This window comes from Pseudomonas sp. MF6396 (assembly GCF_002018915.1).
Classification (GTDB): domain Bacteria; phylum Pseudomonadota; class Gammaproteobacteria; order Pseudomonadales; family Pseudomonadaceae; genus Aquipseudomonas; species Aquipseudomonas palmensis.
Map to the genome: position 1 here is coordinate 75,566 of NZ_MVOK01000022.1, position 19,767 is coordinate 95,332.

Below are 19,767 nucleotides of genomic sequence, written 5' to 3' on the forward strand. Positions count from 1 at the left end.
GGCCAGTATAGCCGGCTCGATGGGGGCGGCCCGCGTCGACATGGGAGGTACGTCACACCTGGCCATATTGCTGCCCGTGGCGTAACCAGCGGTCGAGCAACGGGCTGACGTGGTCCGGCCAGCGTGCGAGCAGGGCCTGTGCAGCATCGCGCACCGCCGGCAGCAGGTCGGCGTCGCGCATCAGGTCGGCGACCTTGAACTGCAACAGGCCGGTCTGGCGGGTCCCGAGCATTTCGCCCGGGCCACGCAGTTGCAGGTCTTTCTCCGCAATGACAAAGCCGTCATTGGTTTCGCGCATGATCCCCAGGCGTTCACGCCCGATCTGCGACAGTGGCGGATGATACAACAGTACGCAATGGCTGGCGGCACTGCCGCGTCCGACTCGCCCGCGCAACTGGTGCAACTGGGCAAGACCAAGGCGTTCGGGGTTCTCGATGATCATCAGGCTGGCGTTGGGTACGTCCACGCCCACCTCAATCACGGTGGTGGCCACCAGCAGTTGCAGGTTGCCCTGCTTGAACTCGGCCATCACCGCAGCCTTCTCGGCCGGCTTCATGCGCCCGTGGATAAGCCCCACGCGCAACTCGCCCAGGGCACTGGTGAGCTCTTCGAAGGTGGTTTCGGCGGCCTGGCAGGTCAGCTCTTCGGACTCTTCGATCAGGGTGCATACCCAATAGGCCTGGCGCCCTTCGGCACAGGCGGCGCGCACGCGCTCGACCACTTCGATGCGGCGGCTGTCGGCCACCAGTACAGTGTTGACCGGGGTACGCCCCGGCGGCAGTTCGTCGAGCACCGAGGTGTCGAGGTCGGCATAGGCGCTCATGGCCAGGGTGCGCGGGATCGGCGTGGCAGTCATGATCAGCTGGTGAGGGCACAACTGGCCGCCCACGCCTTTCTGGCGCAGGGCCAGGCGCTGCTGTACGCCAAAGCGGTGCTGTTCGTCGATGATCGCCAGCGCCAGGTTGTGAAACTTCACCTCTTCCTGGAACAGCGCATGGGTACCCACCACCATTGGCGCGCCGGCGGCGATCTGCTCCAGCGCGGCGGTGCGCGCCTTGCCCTTGAGCTTGCCGGCCAGCCAGGCGACTTCGATGCCCAGCGGTTCGAGCCAGCGCTTGAAGGTGACGAAGTGCTGCTCGGCAAGAATCTCGGTGGGGGCCATCAGCGCCACCTGGTAGCCGGCTTCCAGCGCCTGCAAGGCAGCGAGCGCGGCGACCACGGTCTTGCCGGCACCCACATCGCCCTGCACCAGGCGCAGCATCGGCTCGGGCTGGCTGAGATCGTAGGCGATCTCGTTGCCCACGCGCTGCTGTGCGCCGGTTGGAGCGAAGCCCAGGTTGGCCAGGTATTGGGCCGCCAGCCTGCTCGCCTTGGGCAACACCGGGGCTCGCTGGGCGCGCAAGCTCTCGCGCAGGCGCTGCTGCGACAGCTGGTGGGTCAGCAGCTCTTCGAAGGCCAGGCGGTGCTGGGCCCAGTGGTGGCCCACGGCAAGTTCTTCGACATCGGCATCGGCCGGCGGGTGGTGCAGGTAGCGGATAGCATCGGCCAACGGTGCCAGCTGGTAGTCGCGTGCCAGTTCCAGCGGCAGCCAGTCGGGCAGGCTGCGCGGGCCGAGCAGGCCCAGGCTCTGCTGGCACAGCTGGCGCAGGCGCTGCTGGGTGAGGCCTTCGGTGGTCGGGTAGATCGGGGTCAGGGTGGTATCGACCGGGGGCGGCTCGTCGCCGGTCAGGGCGCGGTACTCGGGGTGGTAGATCTCCAGGCCCGAGGCGCCGGGGCGCGCTTCACCGTAGCAGCGAAGGTGGGTGCCGCGCTTGAGCGCTTCTTTCTGGGCGTTGCTGAAGTGGTAGAAGCGCAGGCTCAGCGAACCTGTGCCATCGCCCAGGCGCACCAGCAGGCTGCGGCGCCTGCCCATGGTCACGTCGGTGCCACTGACCACGCCTTCGATCACTGCATCCTGGCCCGGGCGCAGGGCGCCGATCGGCACCACGCGGGTGCGGTCCTGATAGCGCAGGGGCAGGTGGAACAACACGTCCTGGATGTTCTCCAGGCCAACCTTGGCCAGCTTCTCGGCCAAGGCTTCGCCAACGCCCTTCAGTGCCGTGACCGACACCTTCGACAACTCGGTCATGCTCGGGCCCTAAGGTGCGGCGGGTGGCTTGGCCACCGAACACAGGCGGATCGAGTCGGCCAGAATCTCGATGGCCTTGGGCCGCGGGAAGCTCGCGCGCCAGGCGATCGCCACGGTGCGAAACGGTGCCGGCGGGCTCAATGGGCGGACTTCGATGATGCCCGGCGCGTAGTGATGGCTGTGCACGGCCGACAGCGGCAGGATCGACACGCCCAGCCCCGAGGCGACCATGTGGCGGATGGTTTCCAGCGAGCTGGACTCCACCGTGGTGTGCTTGGCGCCGTCGTTGCCCTTGGTCAGGGTCGGGCAGGCCTCCAGCACCTGGTCGCGGAAGCAGTGGCCTTCGCCGAGCAACAGCAGGCTCTTGTCGTTGAGCAGGCTGGCGTCGATGGTCTCTTTCTTTGTCCAGGGATGCTCGCTGGGCATCAGCACGTAGAACGGCTCGTCGTACAGCGGCAGCGTCAGCACGTCGGCTTCATTGAACGGCAGGGCGATGATCACCGCGTCCAGCTCGCCGTTGCGCAGCTTGTCACGCAGGATATGGGTGAAGTTTTCTTCGATGTACAACGGCATCTGCGGGGCAACCCGGTGCAGTTGCGGAATCAGGTGCGGGAACAGGTACGGGCCGACGGTATAGATGGCCCCCACCTTGAGCGGCGCGGTCAGCTGGTTCTTGCCGGCCTGGGCCAGTTCACGGATGCCCTGGGCCTGCTCCAGTACCTTCTGCGCCTGGGCCACGATGCCTTCGCCGACCGGGGTCAGGCGCACCGCGCTCTTGCTGCGCTCGAAGATCAGCACGCCCAGCTCGTCCTCCAGCTTCTTCACGCCCACCGACAGGGTCGGCTGGCTGACGTGGCAACGCTCGGCCGCGTGGCCGAAGTGCTGTTCCTGAGCGAGGGTGACGATGTAGCGCAATTCTGTGAGGGTCATAACGTGCGTCCATGAAGTTGCGAGCCCAGCATAGCGGCTGCAATCGATAGACGCACGTTATCAGACTTGCGTGCGTGTGACAGAAACAAACAACTCAGCGTTTCTTGTCCAGCGAGTACACGAACGGCGCGACCACTTCGATACTGCCGTTGTTGAGCAGTTCCTGAGGCGGCTTGGGCACGGGTTGAGCCTTGCGGATCATTTCCAGGGTTGCCCGGTCCAGTGCCGCGCTGCCTGAACCACCGGCCAGCGAGTACGACAGGATCTTGCCTTCGGCGTCGACCACGAAGCGCAGCCGGTTGATGCCCTGCAGGCCCCGCCGACGCGCGTCTTCCGGGTAGCGCTTGTACTTGCCAAGGTGACGCAACAGGTCGCTCTGCCAGGTAGGCAGGGCATTGCTGTTGGCGGCGATGCTTGGCGCCGGTGCTGCGGATTTCTGCGCCGGAGCGTTGCTTGGCGGGGAATCCACGGTTTCCTGGTCGACCGGCTTGTCCTGCGGCGGCTCCGGTTTTTTCTCCGGTTTCGGAGGCTGGGGCTTGGCCTTGGGCTTGGGCGGTGGCTTGGGTATCGCGATTTTCGGTTTGGGCGCTTCTGCCACCTTGGGCAGTGGTGGCTCCTCGACCGGCGTCGGCGGCTGTGGCGGGGCCACGACCTTCGGTGGCGGTGGTGGGGCCGGCTCGGGCATCGGCGCCATCTCGATCATCATCGCCGCAGGCGGCAGTTCGATTGCCTGGGGCACCGACCAGTTGAGCATCAGCACCACGGCAACGGCATGCACGGCCAGCACAATCGCCAGGCTGACGCCGTAGCGCGCCAGTTTATGCCGCGTATTGGTCATTTCTTGGCTGCCGTCTCAAGTCCCACCAGGCCGACCTTCAAGTAGCCGGCTGCGCGCAGGGTGTTCATGACTTCCATCAGGTCGCCGTAATCGACGCCCTTGTCAGCCTGGAAGAAGATGGTGGTGTCCTTGTCGCCCTTGGTCTTGGCGTCCAGTACCGCGCCCAGCTGGTCGCGTTGCACCTGATCGTCGCCGACGTACAGGTTCTGGTCGGCCTTGACGCTGAGGAACACCGGCTTCTCCGGCCTGGGCACGGGCTTGGCGGTCGAGGCCGGCAGGTCGACCTTGATGTCGACCGTGGCCAGGGGCGCCGCCACCATGAAGATGATCAGCAGTACCAGCATCACGTCGATGAACGGCGTGACGTTGATTTCGTGGTTCTCGGCGAGATCGTCGCCGCCCTCGTTAAGATGCAGGCCCATGGTTTACCCCACTTTCACCATGTGTGGCGCAGCGGAACGCTCGCCTGGCTGGTGGTCCAGGTCGCGGCTGACCAGCAGCAGCACGTGCGCCGAAGCGTCGGAAACCTGTGCCTTGTAACCGGCGATGGAACGGGCGAAGACGTTGTAGATGACCACTGCGGGGATCGCGGCAACCAGGCCCAGGGCGGTGGCCAGCAGGGCCTCGGCGATACCGGGTGCAACCACCGCGAGGTTGGTGGTCTGGGTCTTGGCGATGCCGATGAAGCTGTTCATGATGCCCCACACGGTACCGAGCAGACCGACGAACGGAGCGGTGGAGCCGATGGTGGCAAGCACGCCTGTACCGCTGCTCATGTTGCGACCGCTGGCCGCGACCAGGCGCTCGAGGCGGAAGCTCACGCGCTCCTTGATACCTTCTTTTTCACGGGCATTGGCCGACAGGTGCATTTCCTCGAGGGCATCGTGCACCAGCAGGTGTGCCAGGGTGCCGGGCTTGTCGGCGGTTTCGCTGGCGTCCTTGATGCTGGTGGCCTTCTTCAGCAGGGCGATTTCAGAACGCAGGCGGCGCTTGGCGCCCATCAGTTCGAAGCCCTTGGCAATCCAGATGGTCCAGGTGATCAGCGAGGCGATGGCCAGGCCGATCATCACGATCTTCACCACGATGTCGGCGTTCTGGTACATGCCCCATGGCGACAGGTCGTGGGCCATGCCCAGGCTGGTGTCTTCGACCAGCGCTTGGGTGGCGTCGTCGGCCTGGCCTTCGACAGGGGCAGCGCCCGGCGCGGCGGCATCCGCAGGCTCGGCGCCCGGGGCAGCAGGTGCGGCCGGGGTAGCATCGGCAGGGGCAACGGCGGCGGCCGGTGTGGCGTTCTGTGCGGCGGGCTCATCGGCCATGGCGGCGGGGGCCAGTACCAGGCTGAACATCAGCGCGGCAATGGCGCGCCAGGCGCGCGACAGGGTTGGCGAAGCGGAAGGTTGAATACGTGTCATGCTGGCCGGACCTGATGAAGAAGAAATGGGTGGTTGTCCTTCCAGGCCTCGAGTCGGGCCGAGAACAAAATTTGGGCGGCCATTATTGCAAGTAATTCTTGTTAACAGAAGGTACACAGTATCTTTTTTTGCATATTAACTAGCCGCCTATCGATTTCCACAGATAGGCTGTGGCTTTGTCTGACGGAGTGTGCGGATGTCTTCGCCTTCAGTTCTGATCGTCGGTTGCGGCGATGTGGGTGGCCGTCTGGCCCAGCAATTGCTGGGCCTTGGCTGGTCGGTAAGCGGTTTGCGCAGAAATGTGGCGGCCTTGCCCGCGGGGGTTGCCGGCATCGCGGCAGACCTGGAAAACCCGCAGTGCCCGACCGATTGGCCTTTGGTCGCACCCGACTACCTGGTGTACTGCGTGGCCGCGAGCCAGCATGACGAGGCGGGCTATCAGGCGGCTTATGTACAGGGCCTCAAGCATGTACTGGGCTGGCTGGCCGAGCGTGGCCAGCGACCGCAGCGCCTGCTGTTCGTGTCCAGCAGCAGTGTGTTCGCCCAGCAGGACGGCGAGTGGATCGATGAAACCGCCGCCACCTTGCCGTCAGGTTATTCGGGGCAGGTCATGCTCCAGGCCGAACAGCTGGCACTGGCCAGCGGCATTCCGGCCAGCATCGTGCGCCTGACCGGTATCTACGGGCCGGGCCGCGAATGGCTGCTCAGCCAGGTGCGCCAGGGGTATCGGGTGACCGAAGAGCCGCCGCTGTACGGCAACCGCATCCATGCCGAGGACGCGGCAGGGCTGCTGGCCTTCCTGCTCAAGGCCGATGCGGCAGGGCGTGCGCTGGAGGACTGCTACATCGGGGTGGACGATGCGCCGGCGCCATTGGCCGACGTGGTGGCCTGGTTGCGCGAGTACATGGGCGTCACGCATTGGTCGGAGCAGCAGCGTGTGCGGCGCACCGGCAGCAAGCGCTGCAGCAATGCGCGTGCCCGGGCACTGGGCTGGGTGCCACAGTACCCGAGCTACAAGGAAGGCTACGCGGCGATTCTGGCGGCGCAACCCTGAGGGCTAACCGGATCAGTCGCGCTCGAGCAGCCATTGCCGGGCGCCGGGATACAGCTGCGGCATCTCGTCTGGCTGGGCGCTGTTGAGGGCACGCAGGATTTCCAGCGTCTTGCCATCACGCTTGAAGATCCACGGGTTACCCTGCTGGTTGCGCTCCAGCCACAGGCTGTCGTACTCGCCGCTCATGCTGGCGCAGTCGCCGGCCAGGCACAGTGCGTAGCGGTCCAGATTGGGCAGGCCCTCGACACTGCCCGTGTCGCCGAAGCGCACGACATTGCCCTGACCAGGGCCCTCGATCACCTTCCAGTCACCCTTCAGGTAGGCGCCGTACAGCGCCTGCTCGAAGGTGGTCCCGGTGCGGGCTTCCATTGGGGCGGGAGAGCTGGCCTTCTGGAAGCTGTGCTGCGGCGCCATCGGGGTGGCGTGCTGCACCAGTTCGTCGCCATCCAGGCTCAGCGTCTGTATCTCATTCCCCGGGAATACCACGTCCCGCTGTTTTTCGCCGGCCTTGAGCTGGCCTTCGACGATCTCGAAACCGTTGGTGTAGCTGGCCTGTTCGGCCGCGACGTTGACCTTCCATTCCAGGTTGCCGCCGCTGTCCTGCAGCGCCTTGCGCAGGCTCACGCCTTTGGCGGCAGCATCGATGGCCTGCTGGTTGATCCAGATGCCGTTGTAGTCTTCGGGTTTGTGGCTGGCGCAGCCGCTCAACAGTGCGGCGGCCAGAGCCAGGGCAAGCGCGTGGCGCATGGCGGGGTCCTTCCAGAACAGTGCGGCGGCGAGCCGGCCGGCCCGCCGCGCGAGGTATTACTCGAGGACCAGGATCGCGTCCATTTCAACCTGCGAGCCGCGTGGCAGCGCAGCGACGCCGATGGCGGCGCGGGCAGGGTAGGGCTGTTCGAAGTAGCGGCCCATGACCTCGTTGACCTTGGCGAAGTGGCTCAGGTCGGTCAGGAAGATGTTCAGCTTGACGATGTCCTTGAACGAGCCGCCGGCAGCTTCGGCCACGGCTTTGAGGTTTTCGAACACCTGTACGGTCTGGGCTTCGAAGCCTTCGACCAGCTCCATGGTTTTCGGGTCCAGCGGGATCTGGCCCGACATGTACACGGTATTGCCGGCCTTGATCGCCTGGGAGTAGGTGCCGATGGCCGCTGGGGCCTTGTCGCTGGTGATGACGGTCTTGGTCATGGTGACTCCTTGCAGGGGGAGGGCTACGTGCGCATGCGGGTGATGCGAATCACCCCGGTCAGGGCACGCAGTTTCTTGATCACGCGGGCCAGGTGCACACGGTCGTGCACGCTGACCACCAGCTGGACCACGCTGATGCGGCCATCACGTTCGTCCATGCTGATCTTCTCGATGTTGCCGTCGGCGGCGTTGACGCTGCTGGCCAGCAGGGCAATCAGGCCGCGCTGGTGTTCCAGCTCGACGCGCAGCTCGACATTGAATTCGCCGGTGACATCCTTGGCCCAGGACAGCTGGATGCATTTTTCCGGGTTGTGGCGAATTTCGCTGATGTTGCGGCAGTTCTCCAGGTGCACCACCATGCCCTTGCCCGCCGACAGGTGCCCGACGATCGGGTCGCCCGGAATCGGCGTGCAGCACTTGGCGTAGCTGAGCACCAGGCCCTCGGTGCCGCGAATGGCCAGCGGACCCTCGGGGTTGGGCAACTGCTCGCCTTCGCTGGAGAGCAGGCGGCGGGCCACTACGTAGGCCATGCGGTTGCCCAGGCCGATATCTTCGAGCAGGTCTTCGATCACTTCGAGGCGATACTCGGCCAGCATGGCCTGGATGCGCTCCTGGGGGATCTTGTCCAGCGCGCTGTCGAAACCGTTGAGCACCTTGTTGAGCAGGCGCTCGCCCAGGTTGATCGATTCGGAGCGGCGCTGCAGCTTCAGGGCATGGCGGATATGGGTGCGCGCCTTGCCGGTGACCACGAAGTTCAGCCAGGCCGGGTTCGGTCGTGCGCCTGGGGCGCTGACGATCTCGACCGTCGAGCCGCTCTGCAGCGGTTCGGACAGCGGTGCCAGGCGGCGGTTGATGCGGCAAGCGATGCAGCTGTTGCCGACGTCGGTATGCACCGCGTAGGCAAAGTCGACCGCCGTGGAGCCCTTTGGCAGCTCCATGATGCGGCCTTTGGGCGTGAACACGTAGACCTCGTCCGGGAACAGGTCGATCTTCACGCTTTCGATGAATTCGAGCGAGTTGCCCGCGCGCTGCTGCATTTCCAGCACGCCCTTGACCCACTGGCGCGCCCGGGCATGGGTGCCCTTGGGCTGCTCGTCGTCACTGGACTTGTACAGCCAGTGCGCCGCGATGCCGTTGTTGGCCATCTCTTCCATCTCGCGGGTGCGGATCTGGATCTCGATGGGCACACCGTGCATGCCGAACAGGGTGGTATGCAGCGACTGGTAGCCGTTGGCCTTGGGGATCGCGATGTAGTCCTTGAAGCGCCCCGGCAGCGGCTTGTACAGGTTGTGCACGGCGCCGAGCACGCGATAGCAGGTGTCGACCTTGTCGACCACGATGCGGAAGGCGTACACGTCCATGATCTCGTTGAAGGCGCGGCGCTTGCCGCGCATCTTCTTGTAGATGCCGTAGATGTGCTTCTGCCGCCCGCTGACCTCGCCTTCGATACCGTCCACGGCCAGGCAGTGGCTGAGCGATTCCTCGATCTTGTTGACCAGCTCCTTGCGGTTGCCGCGGGCACGCTTGACTGCCTGGTAGATACGCGCCGAGCGCATCGGGTACATGGCCTTGAAGCCCAGGTCCTCGAACTCCACGCGCACAGTGTGCATGCCCAGGCGGTTGGCGATGGGGGCGTAGATCTCGAGGGTTTCCTTGGCGATGCGCCGGCGTTTTTCGCCCGACAGCACTTCCAGGGTGCGCATGTTGTGCAGGCGGTCGGCCAGCTTGACCAGGATCACGCGAATGTCGCGGGCCATGGCCATGGCCATCTTCTGGAAGTTTTCGGCCTGGGCTTCGGCCTTGGTCTCGAAGTTCATCTGGGTCAGCTTGCTGACGCCATCGACCAGTTCGGCGACGGTTTCGCCGAATTGGGAACTGAGGGCTTCCTTGGCGATGCCGGTGTCTTCGATCACGTCATGCAGCATGGCGGCCATCAGGCTCTGATGGTCCATGTGCATGTCGGCAAGAATGCTTGCCACCGCCAGCGGGTGCGTGACGTATGGCTCGCCGCTGCGACGGCGCTGGCCGTCGTGGGCTTGTTCGGCGTAGAAATACGCCCGGCGTACCAGGTTGACCTGGTCGGCGCCGAGGTAGGTCGAGAGGCGATCGGCGAGGGCGTCTATGCTCGGCACGATGTTAGCTCCTGCCGAGAAAGTGGGCCCTGCGCCGTACAACGTCGACCAGGCATGGACTTAGACGGCCTCGTTGGCCTCGTCCTCACCGAATGCAGCGAAGACCGGGTCTTCGTGGACGATGTCCTGTTCGGCCATGAATTCTGGGGTGCAGATGCCTTCGGCGATTTCGCGCAGGGCGACGACGGTCGGCTTGTCGTTTTCCCACGCCACTTTCGGCTCTTTGCCGCCGGTGGCCAGTTGGCGGGCACGCTTGGTAGACAGCATGACCAGCTCAAAGCGGTTATCCACGTGTTCTAGACAATCTTCAACGGTTACGCGGGCCATGGTCTTCCTCAGTAGCAAATGCGGTGTTCAGCCCGAATGGGCGAGCGGACTCGATAGTTTAAAAAATCACCAGCCTTTAGGGAAGCGCTGATTTCACGTCGAGACCTATGTAAGCCGACAATAACCAGTTGTGAGGCTCTAGCACAACTGTCTTGTGGGGGTGGATTCAAATGCTTGGCCGGCAAGGTCGGCGCCTGCAGAACTGCGCACCTGCCCCGTGGGAGCCGGCCTTGCCGGCGAAGGGGCCCGAAAGTCAGGCCTGGCCCTCCTGGCGCCCCAGCATCCCGCGCAAACGCGGGGTCAATTCGTCGAACAGGGTCTGCACCGAACGCAGCGCACGGCAATCGGGGCGGGTCAGCAGCCACAGTTCGGTATTACACCCGGGCAGGGCACCGCTCAACTGTTCCACCCCCGGCAAGGTATCGGCCATGTAGTCGGGCAGGGCAGCCACCCCCAGCCCGGCCGCCACCAGCTGTGCAATCGCCGCGATTCCGCTGCAGCGATAGCGCGGCATCACCCCCGGCAACTGCTGGCTGCGCCACACCACTGTGGCGTGGTCCTGCATGGAGTCGTCGGGGGCAATCCAGGGCACGCTGGCCGGGGCCTCGGCCAGCCGCTCGCGGTACTCCTCGCGCCCGCACACCACATACGAGGCCGCCCCCAGGCAGCGCCCCACAAGGTGCTCGGGTGGCGAATTGGTCAGGCGCAGCGCCAGGTCGGCGTCGCGCCGGCTGAGGTTGGCGAAGGTGTTGGAGGTCGCCAGTTCCAGTGACAGGGCCGGGTATGCCGGCATGAAGTCGGCCAGGGCCGGCAGCAGCAGGCTGTGCAGCACCGCATCGGTACAGGTCAGGCGCACCGTGCCGCTGACCACCTGTTCGCCGTGCTCCAGCGCCACCCGCGCCGCATCCAGCGCCTGCTCGGCGCGTTCGGCCTGCTCGGCCAGGGCCTGGGCGGTGCCGGTGGGGATGTAGCCCTTGCGGCTCTTCACGAACAGCGCGGTGCCCAGTGCGGCCTCCATGCGCCGGATCGAGCGGAACACCGTCGACACATCGACCCGCAGCAGGTCTGCAGCCTTGGCCAGGGAGCGTCCGCGTACCAGCGCGAGCACCAGGGAAAGGTCGGCGTGACTGATCTGATATTGCATGGGTGCACTCTTTGCTTGCCTAAATGCCAATGTCTGTTGCGTGGGGGCCATTCTATAGTGAGGCGGCAGTCGTGAATCAACCCACGACGTTGTCAGAACCTGGAACGACCGTGCAATGCCGCGGCGTTCGGCATTCCCCACGATGGGAACCTTAAAAAGAACAAATGAAACCATCGCCGCTCCCGATAGCGCAGTAACACCTCCTCCATTGCCGCCCGATAAAAAATCAAAGGATGCCTAGCCATGACGTCGGTCTCCCCGTGCGCCATCCCTCTCGACGAGATGGGTGAATTTCTCAAGGCCCACCCTGAGGTGCAATTTGTCGATCTGCTGATTGCAGACATGAACGGCGTGGTGCGTGGCAAGCGCATCGAGCGTGCGAGCCTGGTCAAGGTCTACGAAAAAGGCATCAACCTGCCGGCTTCGCTGTTTGCCCTGGACATCAACGGTTCCACCGTCGAAAGCACTGGCCTGGGCCTGGACATCGGCGACGCCGACCGTATCTGCTACCCGATCCCCGGCACCCTGAGCTTCGAGCCCTGGCAGAAGCGCCCCACCGCGCAGCTGCTGATGACCATGCATGAACTGGACGGCACGCCATTCTTCGCCGACCCGCGCGAAGTGCTGCGCGGCGTGGTGGAGAAGTTCGACGCGCTGGGCCTGGATATCTGCGCCGCGTTCGAGCTGGAGTTCTACCTGATCGACCAGGACAACCTGAACGGTCGCCCGCAGCCGCCGCGCTCGCCGATCTCCGGCAAACGCCCGCAATCGACCCAGGTTTACCTGATCGATGACCTGGACGAGTATGTCGACTGCCTGCAGGACATGCTCGAAGCGGCCAAGGAGCAAGGTATCCCGGCCGATGCCATCGTCAAGGAAAGCGCCCCGGCGCAGTTCGAGGTCAACCTGCACCACGTGGCTGACGCGATGAAGGCCTGCGACTACGCAGTGCTGCTCAAGCGCCTGATCAAGAACATCGCCTACGACCATGAGATGGACTCCACCTTCATGGCCAAGCCGTACCCTGGCCAGGCGGGCAACGGCCTGCACGTGCACATCTCGCTGCTGGACAAGAAGACCGGCAAGAACATCTTCGCAACCGACGACCCCGAAAACAGCGAAACCCTGCGCCACGCCATCGGCGGCGTGCTCGAAACCATGCCGGCATCGATGGCCTTCCTGTGCCCCAACGTGAACTCCTACCGCCGTTTCGGCGCGCAGTTCTACGTGCCCAATGCCCCGAGCTGGGGCCTGGACAACCGTACCGTGGCCGTGCGCGTGCCTACCGGCAGCAGCGATGCCGTACGTATCGAGCACCGCGTGGCCGGCGCCGATGCCAACCCGTACCTGATGATGGCTTCGATCCTGGCCGGCATTCACCACGGCCTGACCAACAAGGTCGACCCGGGCGAGCCGGTCGAGGGCAACTCCTACGAGCAACTGGAGCAGAGCCTGCCGAACAACCTGCGCGATGCGCTGCGCGAGCTCGATGACAGCGAGGTGCTGAACCAGTACATCAGCCCCGACTACATCGACATCTTCGTGGCCTGCAAGGAAAGCGAGATGGCGGAGTTCGAAGTGTCGATCTCCGACCTCGAATACAACTGGTACCTGCATACGGTGTGATGGCTGGATAAAGCTGCAACGGAGGCTTAACCGATGAACGAGCGCGCAGGGCGGCTGCCCCTGATTGGTGTGAGTGCTTGCCGCCAGCAACTGGGCAAGAACTCGTCGCATACCGTGGGCGACAAGTATGTCGAGGCGGCCGGTTTTGCCGGATTGCCGCTGATTCTCCCGGCCCGGGACGTCGCAAGCGACCCGAACCTTGTGCTGGAGCATCTGGATGGCATTCTTTTTACCGGTTCGCCTTCTAATGTCGAGCCGCATCATTACAATGGCGCCCCCAGCGTGGAAGGCACCCGCCACGACGTGTTTCGTGACCGGCTGACCCTGCCGCTGCTGCAGGCCGCGATTGCCAGGGGTGTACCGGTGTTCTGCGTGTGCCGGGGCTTCCAGGAACTCAACGTCAGCCTGGGCGGCACCTTGCACCAGCGTGTGCAGGAGCTGCCAGGCTACCTGGACCATCGCGAGTCGCAGGATGCGCCGCTGGAAGAGCAATACAGCCCCCGCCACCTGGTGACATGCCAGCCCGGGGGGAAATTCGAGCAGATGGGGCTGCCTGCCCGCTTCATGGTCAACTCGCTGCACAGCCAGGGCATCGAACGCCTGGCCGCCGGCCTGCGCGCCGAAGCCCTGGCTCCCGACGGACTGATCGAAGCTGTGTCCATGGATGACGCCCCAGGCTTTGTGGTCGGTGTGCAATGGCACCCGGAATACCGCTTTGCCGAAAACCCGGTGTCGCTGCGCCTGTTCGAGGCGTTTCGCGAAGCCTGCATCGCCCATGCGCTGCGCCGGGAGAAGGCCCTATGAGGTCACCCGGCTGAGCCGGCGATGCACTGCAACAAGTTTCATTGAGTGATAGCGGGCACCCCACGGGGGGCCCGGAAAATAATACCAATAGTGACGGCAACTACTCATGAGCGAACACAAAGCAGGCCTGTCCCCAGGTGTGGGCGGGCGATCCAAAGGGCTGGCCAAGGGCCGGCTCGGACTGCTGGCCAGCATCGTGCTGGGCATTTCCACTATTGCGCCGGTGTATACCCTCACCGGCGCCCTCGGCCCGACCGTACGCGAAGTCGGCGCCCACCTGCCGGCGGTGTTCATCGTCGGTTTCCTGCCCATGTTGCTGGTGGCGCTGGGTTATCGCGAGCTGAATGCCGCCGAACCCGACAGCGGCACCTCGTTCACCTGGTCGGTACGTGCCTTCGGCCCGATGATCGGCTGGATCGGTGGCTGGGGGCTGGTCACCGCCACCACCATCGTGCTGTCGAACCTCGCCGGTGTGGCGGTGGACTTCTTCTATCTGTTCCTCGGGCAGATCACCGGCAAACACGAGGTGGCGGCGCTGGCCGACAACCTGCTGGTCAATGTGACCACCTGTTGCGTGTTCATCGCCATGGCCGTGTGGATCTGCTGTCGCGGCATCGCCACCACCATGACCGTGCAGTACGGCCTGGTGGCGCTGCAACTGATCGTGCTGCTGGGTTTTGCCATGGCCGCATTCGGCGGGTCGTCGGAGGCGCCGCCGCTGACCTTCGAGATGGACTGGTTCAACCCGTTCGGGGTGGAGTCGTTCTCGGCGTTCACCGCCGGCCTGTCGCTGTCGATCTTCATCTTCTGGGGCTGGGACGTGTGCCTGAGCATCAGCGAAGAATCGGTGGGCAGCGATGACGTACCGGGCAAGGCAGCGACCCTGACCGTGCTGCTGATTCTGGGCCTGTACCTGGTGACCGCAATTGCCACCCTGCAGTTTGCCGGCATCAGCGATATCGGCCTGGGCCTGGGCAACCCGCGTATCCAGGAAAACGTCTTCGCCCACCTGGCCGGCCCGGTGATGGGGCCACTGGCGATCCTGATGTCGATCGCGGTGCTGGCCAGCACCGCGGCCTCGTTGCAGTCGACCTTCGTTTCGCCGGCGCGCACGCTGCTGGCGATGGGGTACTACGGCGCAGTGCCGGAGCGTTTCGCGAGCGTCTGCCCGCGTTCGAAAACCCCGCGTTATGCCACCATCTGTGCCGGCGTGGCCGCCGGCGTGTTCTACGTCACCATGCGTACCCTGAGCGAGAACGTGCTGGCCGACACCATCACTGCCCTGGGCATGATGATCTGCTTCTACTACTCGCTGACCGCGTTCGCCTGCGTGTGGTACTTCCGCCACAGCCTCACCGACAGCCTGCGTCACTTCCTGATGCGCGGCCTGTGCCCGTTGCTGGGCGGCGGCATTCTTTCGGTGATTTTCCTGCAGACAGCCTATGACAGTGCTTCGCCGTCGTTCGGCAGCGGTTCGCATGTAGGCGGGTTGGGGCTGGTGTTCGTGATCGCGATGATCATCACCCTGCTGGGCCTGGTGCTGATGATGCTGTCGCGCCTGCGTGCGCCGGCGTTCTTCCTGGGCATGACCCTGCGCCGTCACGCAACGGTGCCCGGCCGCGGTTAAGCGGCCGGGGCACGCTGCTCAGGCAAGCAGTTGCCTGAGCAGTTCGCTGTGACGTTGCTGCTGCTGGCCGCGCTGCAGGCGGTTGGCACGGAACACCGCCTTGAGGTCGTCCAGTGCCGTGGCGAAGTCGTCGTTGATGATGACGAACTCGTATTCGTCGTAATGCACCATCTCGCTGACCGCCTCGCGCATGCGCCCTTCGATGATCTCGTCGCTGTCGGTGCCGCGGTTGGTCAGGCGCTGGCGCAGGGCCTGCTGGCTGGGCGGCAGGATGAAGATCGAACGCGCCTCGGGCATCAACTTGCGCACCTGCTGTGCACCCTGCCAGTCGATTTCCAGGATCAGGTCATGGCCCTGGTCAAGGGTCTGCTGCAGTGCGCTGCGCGAGGTGCCGTAGCAGTTGCCGAAGACTTCGGCCTGCTCCAGGAAGTCGCCCTGGGCGATCATGCGGTCGAACTCGGCGCGGTCGACGAAGTGGTAGTTCACCCCGTCATGCTCGCCCGGACGCATGGCCCGCGTGGTGTGCGAGACCGACACGCGAATGTGGTTGAGGTCGTCGGTGAGCGCCTTGACCAGGCTGGTCTTGCCGGCGCCCGAAGGGGCCGAGACGATGAAAAGGGTGCCGCTGCTGTGGGTCATGGTAGGGGTGGCCTTACTCGATGTTCTGTACTTGTTCACGCATCTGCTCGATCAGAACCTTGAGGTTGACCGCCGCTTGGGTGCTGCGTGTGTCAAAGGCTTTGGAGCCCAGGGTGTTGGCTTCGCGGTTGAGTTCCTGCATCAGGAAATCCAGGCGCCGGCCGGCGGCGCCGCCCGACGTGAGCACGCGGCGCACTTCGGTGACATGCGTGCTGAGGCGGTCGAGTTCTTCGGCCACATCGCTCTTCTGCGCCAGCATCACCATCTCCTGCTCCAGACGCTGCGGGTCGAGTTCGGCCTGCATGTCGGCAAAGCGGTCCAGCACCTTCTGGCGCTGGGCGGCGAGCATCTGCGGCACCAGGGCGCGCAGGGTGGTGACTTCCTCGCTCATGCTGTCGAGGCGCTCGTTGATCAGTCGGGCGAGTTCCGCGCCTTCGCGGTTGCGGCCGTTCTTGAGCTCCTTGAGGGCCTGTTCGAACAGGCCCATGGCCTCGGCATTGAGCGCCTGCGGGTCGCTGGCATCGGCCACCAGCACGCCCGGCCAGGCCAGCACCTCGAGCGGGTTGAGGGGGCCGGGCTGCTTGATCAGGCCGGCCACGGTCTCGGCGGCGGCGACCAGCTGAGCGGCACGCTCGCGGTCGACCTGCAGCGGCTTGCCGGCGTTCTCTTCATTGAAGCGCAGGGTACATTCGACCTTGCCGCGCGACAGGCCCTGGCGCAGGGACTCGCGCACCGCGCCTTCGAGGTCGCGCAGGGCTTCGGGCAGGCGCAGGTGCGGCTCGAGGTAGCGATGATTGACCGAGCGCAGTTCCCAGATCAGTGTGCCCTGGGTCCCGGCCTGCTCGACGCGGGCGAAGGCGGTCATGCTGTGCACCATGGGAAGTACCTCGCAGATTAGGGAGCAAGCCGACAGCCTGCAAAGGCGCAGGATTGTAACGCAGTGCGGCGCCGGCTCCCAATGCGCTGATGCTACAAAGCAGCGGGCAGGGCGCCGCAAATACCGGGCGGCGCGGCCAGATCGGGGCTTGTGGCGTGGTGCGCCGATGATCGGCTGGCCGTGCATTTGGCCGCAGGCATGTCCACCGAGGGCCCTGTAGCCCTATAATGCCGGGCAGATTCATATCCAGTACAGGTAGCCCAAATGAAACGTCCAAGTGGTCGCGTTGCCGATCAGCTGCGCTCGATCCGCATCACCCGCAACTACACCAAACACGCCGAGGGGTCTGTACTGGTCGAGTTCGGAGACACCAAAGTCATCTGCACGGTCAGCGTCGAGAACGGCGTACCGCGCTTCCTCAAAGGCCAGGGCCAGGGCTGGCTGACCGCCGAGTACGGCATGCTGCCGCGCGCCACCGGCGAGCGCAACCAGCGCGAAGCCAGCCGCGGCAAGCAGGGTGGTCGTACCCTCGAAATCCAGCGCCTGATCGGCCGCTCGCTGCGCGCCGCGCTGGACATGAGCAAGCTGGGCGACATCACCCTGTACGTCGACTGCGACGTGATCCAGGCCGATGGCGGTACCCGTACCGCGTCGATCACCGGTGCCATGGTTGCGCTGGTCGACGCCCTGCGCGTGGTCAAGAAGCGTGGCGGCCTGAAGGGCGGCGACCCGGTCAAGCACATGATTGCGGCCGTATCGGTCGGCATGTACCAGGGCGTGCCGGTGCTCGACCTGGACTACCCGGAAGATTCGGCGGCCGAAACCGACCTGAACGTGGTGATGACCAGCGCCGGTGGTTTCATCGAAGTCCAGGGCACCGCCGAAGGTGCTCCGTTCCAGCCTGAAGAGCTCAACGCCATGCTGGCGCTGGCGCAGAAGGGCATGACCGACCTGTTCCAACTGCAGCAGGCCGCGCTGGCGGACTGATCGGGAGTCGTCATGGCCGAGCCGTCCAACGCGCCGATGCCCGGTGATGCAGCCCGTCATTGGGGCATGTTGTGCCACCTGGCGGCGGCTGCCGGCATGGTGGTGCCGTTCGCCAACCTGATCGCGCCGCTGGCCTTGTGGTGGTTCAAGCGCGGCATCGACCCGTACGTCGACGCCCAGGGCAAGGAGGCGGTGAACTTCCAGCTGACCATGACCCTGCTGGGCATGGTGTGCGTGGTGGGGTTTACCGTACCGATGGCCAAGCTGGCGCTGACCATCATCTCGCTGGGGGTGGCGGTACTGATCGTCATTGCGGCGGTCAAGGTCAAGCAGGGCAAGGCCTTTCGTTATCCGTGGGCCTGGCGTGTGCTGACCTGACATGCTTCGTCGGCAAGGCCGGCTCCTACGGCGGTTGCGTTGACCCGGTAGGAGCTGGCCTTGCTGGCGAAAGGGCCCAAAGGCCAGATACGAAAAAGCCGACACGCAGTCGGCTTTTTTGTGGCTGAGCGATCAGATCGTCAGCGTCCAGTCATAGTCCACGATCAGTGGCGCATGCTGGGAGAAGCGTGGCTGACGCGGCAGGCGAGCGCTTCGTACGAAGCGGCGCAGGCCCGGGGTCAGCAGCTGGTAGTCGAAACGCCAGCCCAGGTTGAGCATCTCGGCCTGCTCGTTGTCCGGCCACCAGCTGTACTGGTCGCCCTCACGGCTGACTTCGCGCAACGCATCCACATAGCCCATGTTGCCGACGATCTCGTCCATCCAGGCCCGCTCTGGCGCCAGGAAACCCGGCGACTGCTGGCCGTCGCGCCAGTTCTTCACGTCGAGCTTCTGCTGCGCCACATACAGCGAGCCGCAGTAGATGTACTCGCGACGCTTGCGGCGCTGCTTGTCCAGGTATTTGCCGAAGTCGTCCATCAACTTGAATTTCTGGTTGAGGTCTTCGTCACCGTTCATGCCCGAAGGCAACAACAAGGTGGCAATACTGACTTTGTCGAAATCGGCCTGCAGGTAACGCCCGTAGCGATCGGCTGTCTCGAAGCCCAGGCCGCTGATGACTGCCTTGGGCTGCAAACGCGAGTAGAGTGCCACGCCGCCTTGGGCTGGAACTTCTGCATCGCAGGCATAAAGGAAGTAGCCATCGAGCTGGAAAGCTGGGTCGTCGAGTTCAAAGGCCGAGGCGCGGGTATCCTGAAGGCAGATGACGTCGGCATTCTGGGCTTGTAGCCAGCTGAGCAAACCACGCTCGACTGCAGCCTGAATGCCATTAACGTTCACACTGATGATCCGCATAAATGGCCCCAAAAATCTCGTGCGTGTATGATACCCGAGCTGTACTCATTTAGCTAAATCTGTGGTAGCCGGGACTCTTCATGCAGCCGTATCAGCGCGAATTCATTCGTTTTGCCATCGATCGTGGGGTTCTGCGCTTCGGTGAGTTCACCCTCAAGTCGGGCCGCATCAGCCCGTATTTCTTCAACGCCGGCCTGTTCAACAGTGGCGCTGCCCTGGCTCAGCTCGGTCGGTTCTATGCGGCGGCGATCGTCGACAGCAAGATCCCGTTCGACGTGCTGTTCGGCCCGGCCTACAAGGGCATCCCCCTGGCTGCCGCGACGGCGGTGCAACTGGCCGAGCACCATGGGCTGGATGTGCCGTGGTGCTTCAACCGCAAGGAAGCCAAGGCACACGGCGAGGGTGGCAGCCTGGTGGGCTCGCCACTGGCAGGCGACGTGCTGATCATCGACGACGTGATCACTGCCGGCACGGCCATCCGCGAGGTGATGCAGATCATCCAGGGCCAGCAGGCCAGGGCGGCGGGCGTACTGATCGCGATGAATCGCCAGGAGCGTGGCAACGGCGACCTGTCGGCGATCCAGGAAGTGGAGCGTGACTTCGGCATTCCGGTGGTCAGCATCGTATCGCTGACCCAGGTGCTGCAGTTCCTCGCCGATGACCCGGCGCTCAAGCAGCACTTGCCGGCCGTCGAGGCCTACCGGGCCCAGTACGGTATCTGAGGCAAACAAAAAGGCGACCCGCGGGTCGCCTTTTTTGTACCTGTG

General features: G+C 64.5%; 20 protein-coding genes. 7 read left to right on the top strand and 13 right to left on the bottom strand.

Annotation, left to right across the window (positions count from 1 at the left end):
- Positions 1 to 52 precede the first annotated feature (52 nt).
- From recG to exbB, 5 genes are all read right to left on the bottom strand, one after another.
- Complete coding sequence (gene recG / locus MF6396_RS20605; protein ID WP_078481456.1) at positions 53 to 2,128, bottom strand: ATP-dependent DNA helicase RecG; 2,076 nt, start codon at positions 2,126 to 2,128, stop codon at positions 53 to 55.
- A gap of 9 nt (positions 2,129 to 2,137) precedes the next feature.
- Positions 2,138 to 3,058: a hydrogen peroxide-inducible genes activator gene (locus tag MF6396_RS20610; RefSeq protein WP_043861561.1), complete on the bottom strand. Its 921-nt coding sequence runs from the start codon at positions 3,056 to 3,058 to the stop codon at positions 2,138 to 2,140.
- 94 nt (positions 3,059 to 3,152) lie between these two features.
- Complete coding sequence (locus MF6396_RS20615; protein ID WP_043861562.1) at positions 3,153 to 3,896, bottom strand: energy transducer TonB; 744 nt, start codon at positions 3,894 to 3,896, stop codon at positions 3,153 to 3,155.
- Positions 3,893 to 4,318 carry a TonB system transport protein ExbD gene (gene exbD, locus MF6396_RS20620; protein ID WP_043861563.1) on the bottom strand — a complete coding sequence of 142 codons (426 nt, stop codon included), beginning with the start codon at positions 4,316 to 4,318 and terminating at the stop codon, positions 3,893 to 3,895. The genes MF6396_RS20615 and exbD overlap by 4 nt, the downstream gene beginning before the upstream one ends.
- 3 nt (positions 4,319 to 4,321) lie before the next feature.
- Complete coding sequence (gene exbB, locus MF6396_RS20625) at positions 4,322 to 5,308, bottom strand: tonB-system energizer ExbB (RefSeq protein ID WP_078481458.1); 987 nt, start codon at positions 5,306 to 5,308, stop codon at positions 4,322 to 4,324.
- 196 nt (positions 5,309 to 5,504) lie between these two features.
- Between exbB and MF6396_RS20630 the strand changes: the two genes are divergently transcribed.
- Entirely contained in the window at positions 5,505 to 6,362 is an 858-nt protein-coding gene (locus MF6396_RS20630; protein WP_043861565.1) for an SDR family oxidoreductase, read from the top strand.
- A gap of 12 nt (positions 6,363 to 6,374) precedes the next feature.
- On the opposite strand, the gene MF6396_RS20635 is transcribed toward MF6396_RS20630, so the two are convergent.
- The 5 genes from MF6396_RS20635 to MF6396_RS20655 form a co-directional block, all read right to left on the bottom strand.
- Entirely contained in the window at positions 6,375 to 7,109 is a 735-nt protein-coding gene (locus MF6396_RS20635; protein WP_043861566.1) for a hypothetical protein, read from the bottom strand.
- 57 nt (positions 7,110 to 7,166) lie between these two features.
- Positions 7,167 to 7,547, bottom strand: a complete 381-nt coding sequence (locus tag MF6396_RS20640) for a RidA family protein (protein ID WP_043861567.1) — start codon at positions 7,545 to 7,547, stop codon at positions 7,167 to 7,169.
- A gap of 23 nt (positions 7,548 to 7,570) precedes the next feature.
- Entirely contained in the window at positions 7,571 to 9,679 is a 2,109-nt protein-coding gene (gene spoT, locus MF6396_RS20645; RefSeq protein ID WP_043861568.1) for a bifunctional GTP diphosphokinase/guanosine-3',5'-bis pyrophosphate 3'-pyrophosphohydrolase, read from the bottom strand.
- Positions 9,680 to 9,739: 60 nt separating this feature from the next.
- Positions 9,740 to 10,006, bottom strand: a complete 267-nt coding sequence (gene rpoZ, locus MF6396_RS20650) for a DNA-directed RNA polymerase subunit omega (RefSeq protein ID WP_043861569.1) — start codon at positions 10,004 to 10,006, stop codon at positions 9,740 to 9,742.
- Between the two features lie 253 nt (positions 10,007 to 10,259).
- Entirely contained in the window at positions 10,260 to 11,150 is an 891-nt protein-coding gene (locus MF6396_RS20655) for a LysR family transcriptional regulator (protein WP_054916676.1), read from the bottom strand.
- A gap of 243 nt (positions 11,151 to 11,393) precedes the next feature.
- Here MF6396_RS20655 and MF6396_RS20660 point away from each other — a divergent pair, with 243 nt between their 5' ends.
- The 3 genes from MF6396_RS20660 (at position 11,394) to MF6396_RS20670 (ending at position 15,207) form a co-directional block, all read left to right on the top strand.
- A complete protein-coding gene (locus tag MF6396_RS20660) occupies positions 11,394 to 12,776 on the top strand; it encodes a glutamine synthetase family protein (RefSeq protein WP_043861571.1) in 1,383 nt (460 codons plus the stop codon).
- 33 nt (positions 12,777 to 12,809) lie between these two features.
- Complete coding sequence (locus MF6396_RS20665; protein ID WP_078481459.1) at positions 12,810 to 13,580, top strand: gamma-glutamyl-gamma-aminobutyrate hydrolase family protein; 771 nt, start codon at positions 12,810 to 12,812, stop codon at positions 13,578 to 13,580.
- 106 nt (positions 13,581 to 13,686) lie between these two features.
- A complete protein-coding gene (locus MF6396_RS20670) occupies positions 13,687 to 15,207 on the top strand; it encodes an APC family permease (protein WP_043861573.1) in 1,521 nt (506 codons plus the stop codon).
- A gap of 18 nt (positions 15,208 to 15,225) precedes the next feature.
- Here the strand turns inward: MF6396_RS20670 and gmk are convergent, their stop codons facing one another.
- Both gmk and MF6396_RS20680 read right to left on the bottom strand, forming a co-directional pair.
- Entirely contained in the window at positions 15,226 to 15,846 is a 621-nt protein-coding gene (gene gmk, locus MF6396_RS20675; RefSeq protein ID WP_043861574.1) for a guanylate kinase, read from the bottom strand.
- A gap of 13 nt (positions 15,847 to 15,859) precedes the next feature.
- Positions 15,860 to 16,723, bottom strand: coding sequence for a YicC/YloC family endoribonuclease (locus MF6396_RS20680; RefSeq protein WP_043861575.1), 864 nt, complete (start codon positions 16,721 to 16,723; stop codon positions 15,860 to 15,862).
- A 264-nt stretch (positions 16,724 to 16,987) separates the two neighbouring features.
- Here MF6396_RS20680 and rph point away from each other — a divergent pair, with 264 nt between their 5' ends.
- Positions 16,988 to 17,710 (top strand): ribonuclease PH, encoded by a 723-nt coding sequence (gene rph, locus MF6396_RS20685; RefSeq protein ID WP_043861576.1) that lies wholly within the window; start codon positions 16,988 to 16,990, stop codon positions 17,708 to 17,710.
- Between the two features lie 12 nt (positions 17,711 to 17,722).
- The gene (locus MF6396_RS20690; RefSeq protein WP_043861577.1) at positions 17,723 to 18,088 is read left to right on the top strand and encodes a DUF4870 domain-containing protein; all 366 of its coding nucleotides are present in this window, start codon (positions 17,723 to 17,725) and stop codon (positions 18,086 to 18,088) included.
- A 132-nt stretch (positions 18,089 to 18,220) separates the two neighbouring features.
- Here the strand turns inward: MF6396_RS20690 and MF6396_RS20695 are convergent, their stop codons facing one another.
- Positions 18,221 to 19,000: an exodeoxyribonuclease III gene (locus tag MF6396_RS20695; RefSeq protein ID WP_043859862.1), complete on the bottom strand. Its 780-nt coding sequence runs from the start codon at positions 18,998 to 19,000 to the stop codon at positions 18,221 to 18,223.
- 80 nt (positions 19,001 to 19,080) lie between these two features.
- On the opposite strand from MF6396_RS20695, the gene pyrE reads away from it, so the two are divergent.
- Complete coding sequence (gene pyrE, locus MF6396_RS20700) at positions 19,081 to 19,722, top strand: orotate phosphoribosyltransferase (RefSeq protein WP_043859861.1); 642 nt, start codon at positions 19,081 to 19,083, stop codon at positions 19,720 to 19,722.
- Positions 19,723 to 19,767: the final 45 nt, after the last annotated feature.

What these genes read in the sequence shown, in the direction of transcription:
- MF6396_RS20635 (WP_043861566.1), bottom strand. Translation starts at nt 7,109, where the DNA reads ATGCGCCACGCGCTTGCCCTGGCTCTGGCCGCCGCACTGTTGAGCGGC.
- recG (WP_078481456.1), bottom strand. Translation starts at nt 2,128, where the DNA reads ATGACCGAGTTGTCGAAGGTGTCGGTCACGGCACTGAAGGGCGTTGGC.
- pyrE (WP_043859861.1), top strand. Translation starts at nt 19,081, where the DNA reads ATGCAGCCGTATCAGCGCGAATTCATTCGTTTTGCCATCGATCGTGGG.
- MF6396_RS20665 (WP_078481459.1), top strand. Translation starts at nt 12,810, where the DNA reads ATGAACGAGCGCGCAGGGCGGCTGCCCCTGATTGGTGTGAGTGCTTGC.
- MF6396_RS20640 (WP_043861567.1), bottom strand. Translation starts at nt 7,547, where the DNA reads ATGACCAAGACCGTCATCACCAGCGACAAGGCCCCAGCGGCCATCGGC.
- MF6396_RS20660 (WP_043861571.1), top strand. Translation starts at nt 11,394, where the DNA reads ATGACGTCGGTCTCCCCGTGCGCCATCCCTCTCGACGAGATGGGTGAA.
- MF6396_RS20610 (WP_043861561.1), bottom strand. Translation starts at nt 3,058, where the DNA reads ATGACCCTCACAGAATTGCGCTACATCGTCACCCTCGCTCAGGAACAG.
- gmk (WP_043861574.1), bottom strand. Translation starts at nt 15,846, where the DNA reads ATGACCCACAGCAGCGGCACCCTTTTCATCGTCTCGGCCCCTTCGGGC.
- MF6396_RS20695 (WP_043859862.1), bottom strand. Translation starts at nt 19,000, where the DNA reads ATGCGGATCATCAGTGTGAACGTTAATGGCATTCAGGCTGCAGTCGAG.
- MF6396_RS20615 (WP_043861562.1), bottom strand. Translation starts at nt 3,896, where the DNA reads ATGACCAATACGCGGCATAAACTGGCGCGCTACGGCGTCAGCCTGGCG.
- MF6396_RS20630 (WP_043861565.1), top strand. Translation starts at nt 5,505, where the DNA reads ATGTCTTCGCCTTCAGTTCTGATCGTCGGTTGCGGCGATGTGGGTGGC.
- MF6396_RS20690 (WP_043861577.1), top strand. Translation starts at nt 17,723, where the DNA reads ATGGCCGAGCCGTCCAACGCGCCGATGCCCGGTGATGCAGCCCGTCAT.
- exbB (WP_078481458.1), bottom strand. Translation starts at nt 5,308, where the DNA reads ATGACACGTATTCAACCTTCCGCTTCGCCAACCCTGTCGCGCGCCTGG.
- MF6396_RS20680 (WP_043861575.1), bottom strand. Translation starts at nt 16,723, where the DNA reads ATGGTGCACAGCATGACCGCCTTCGCCCGCGTCGAGCAGGCCGGGACC.
- MF6396_RS20670 (WP_043861573.1), top strand. Translation starts at nt 13,687, where the DNA reads ATGAGCGAACACAAAGCAGGCCTGTCCCCAGGTGTGGGCGGGCGATCC.
- exbD (WP_043861563.1), bottom strand. Translation starts at nt 4,318, where the DNA reads ATGGGCCTGCATCTTAACGAGGGCGGCGACGATCTCGCCGAGAACCAC.
- rpoZ (WP_043861569.1), bottom strand. Translation starts at nt 10,006, where the DNA reads ATGGCCCGCGTAACCGTTGAAGATTGTCTAGAACACGTGGATAACCGC.
- MF6396_RS20655 (WP_054916676.1), bottom strand. Translation starts at nt 11,150, where the DNA reads ATGCAATATCAGATCAGTCACGCCGACCTTTCCCTGGTGCTCGCGCTG.
- rph (WP_043861576.1), top strand. Translation starts at nt 16,988, where the DNA reads ATGAAACGTCCAAGTGGTCGCGTTGCCGATCAGCTGCGCTCGATCCGC.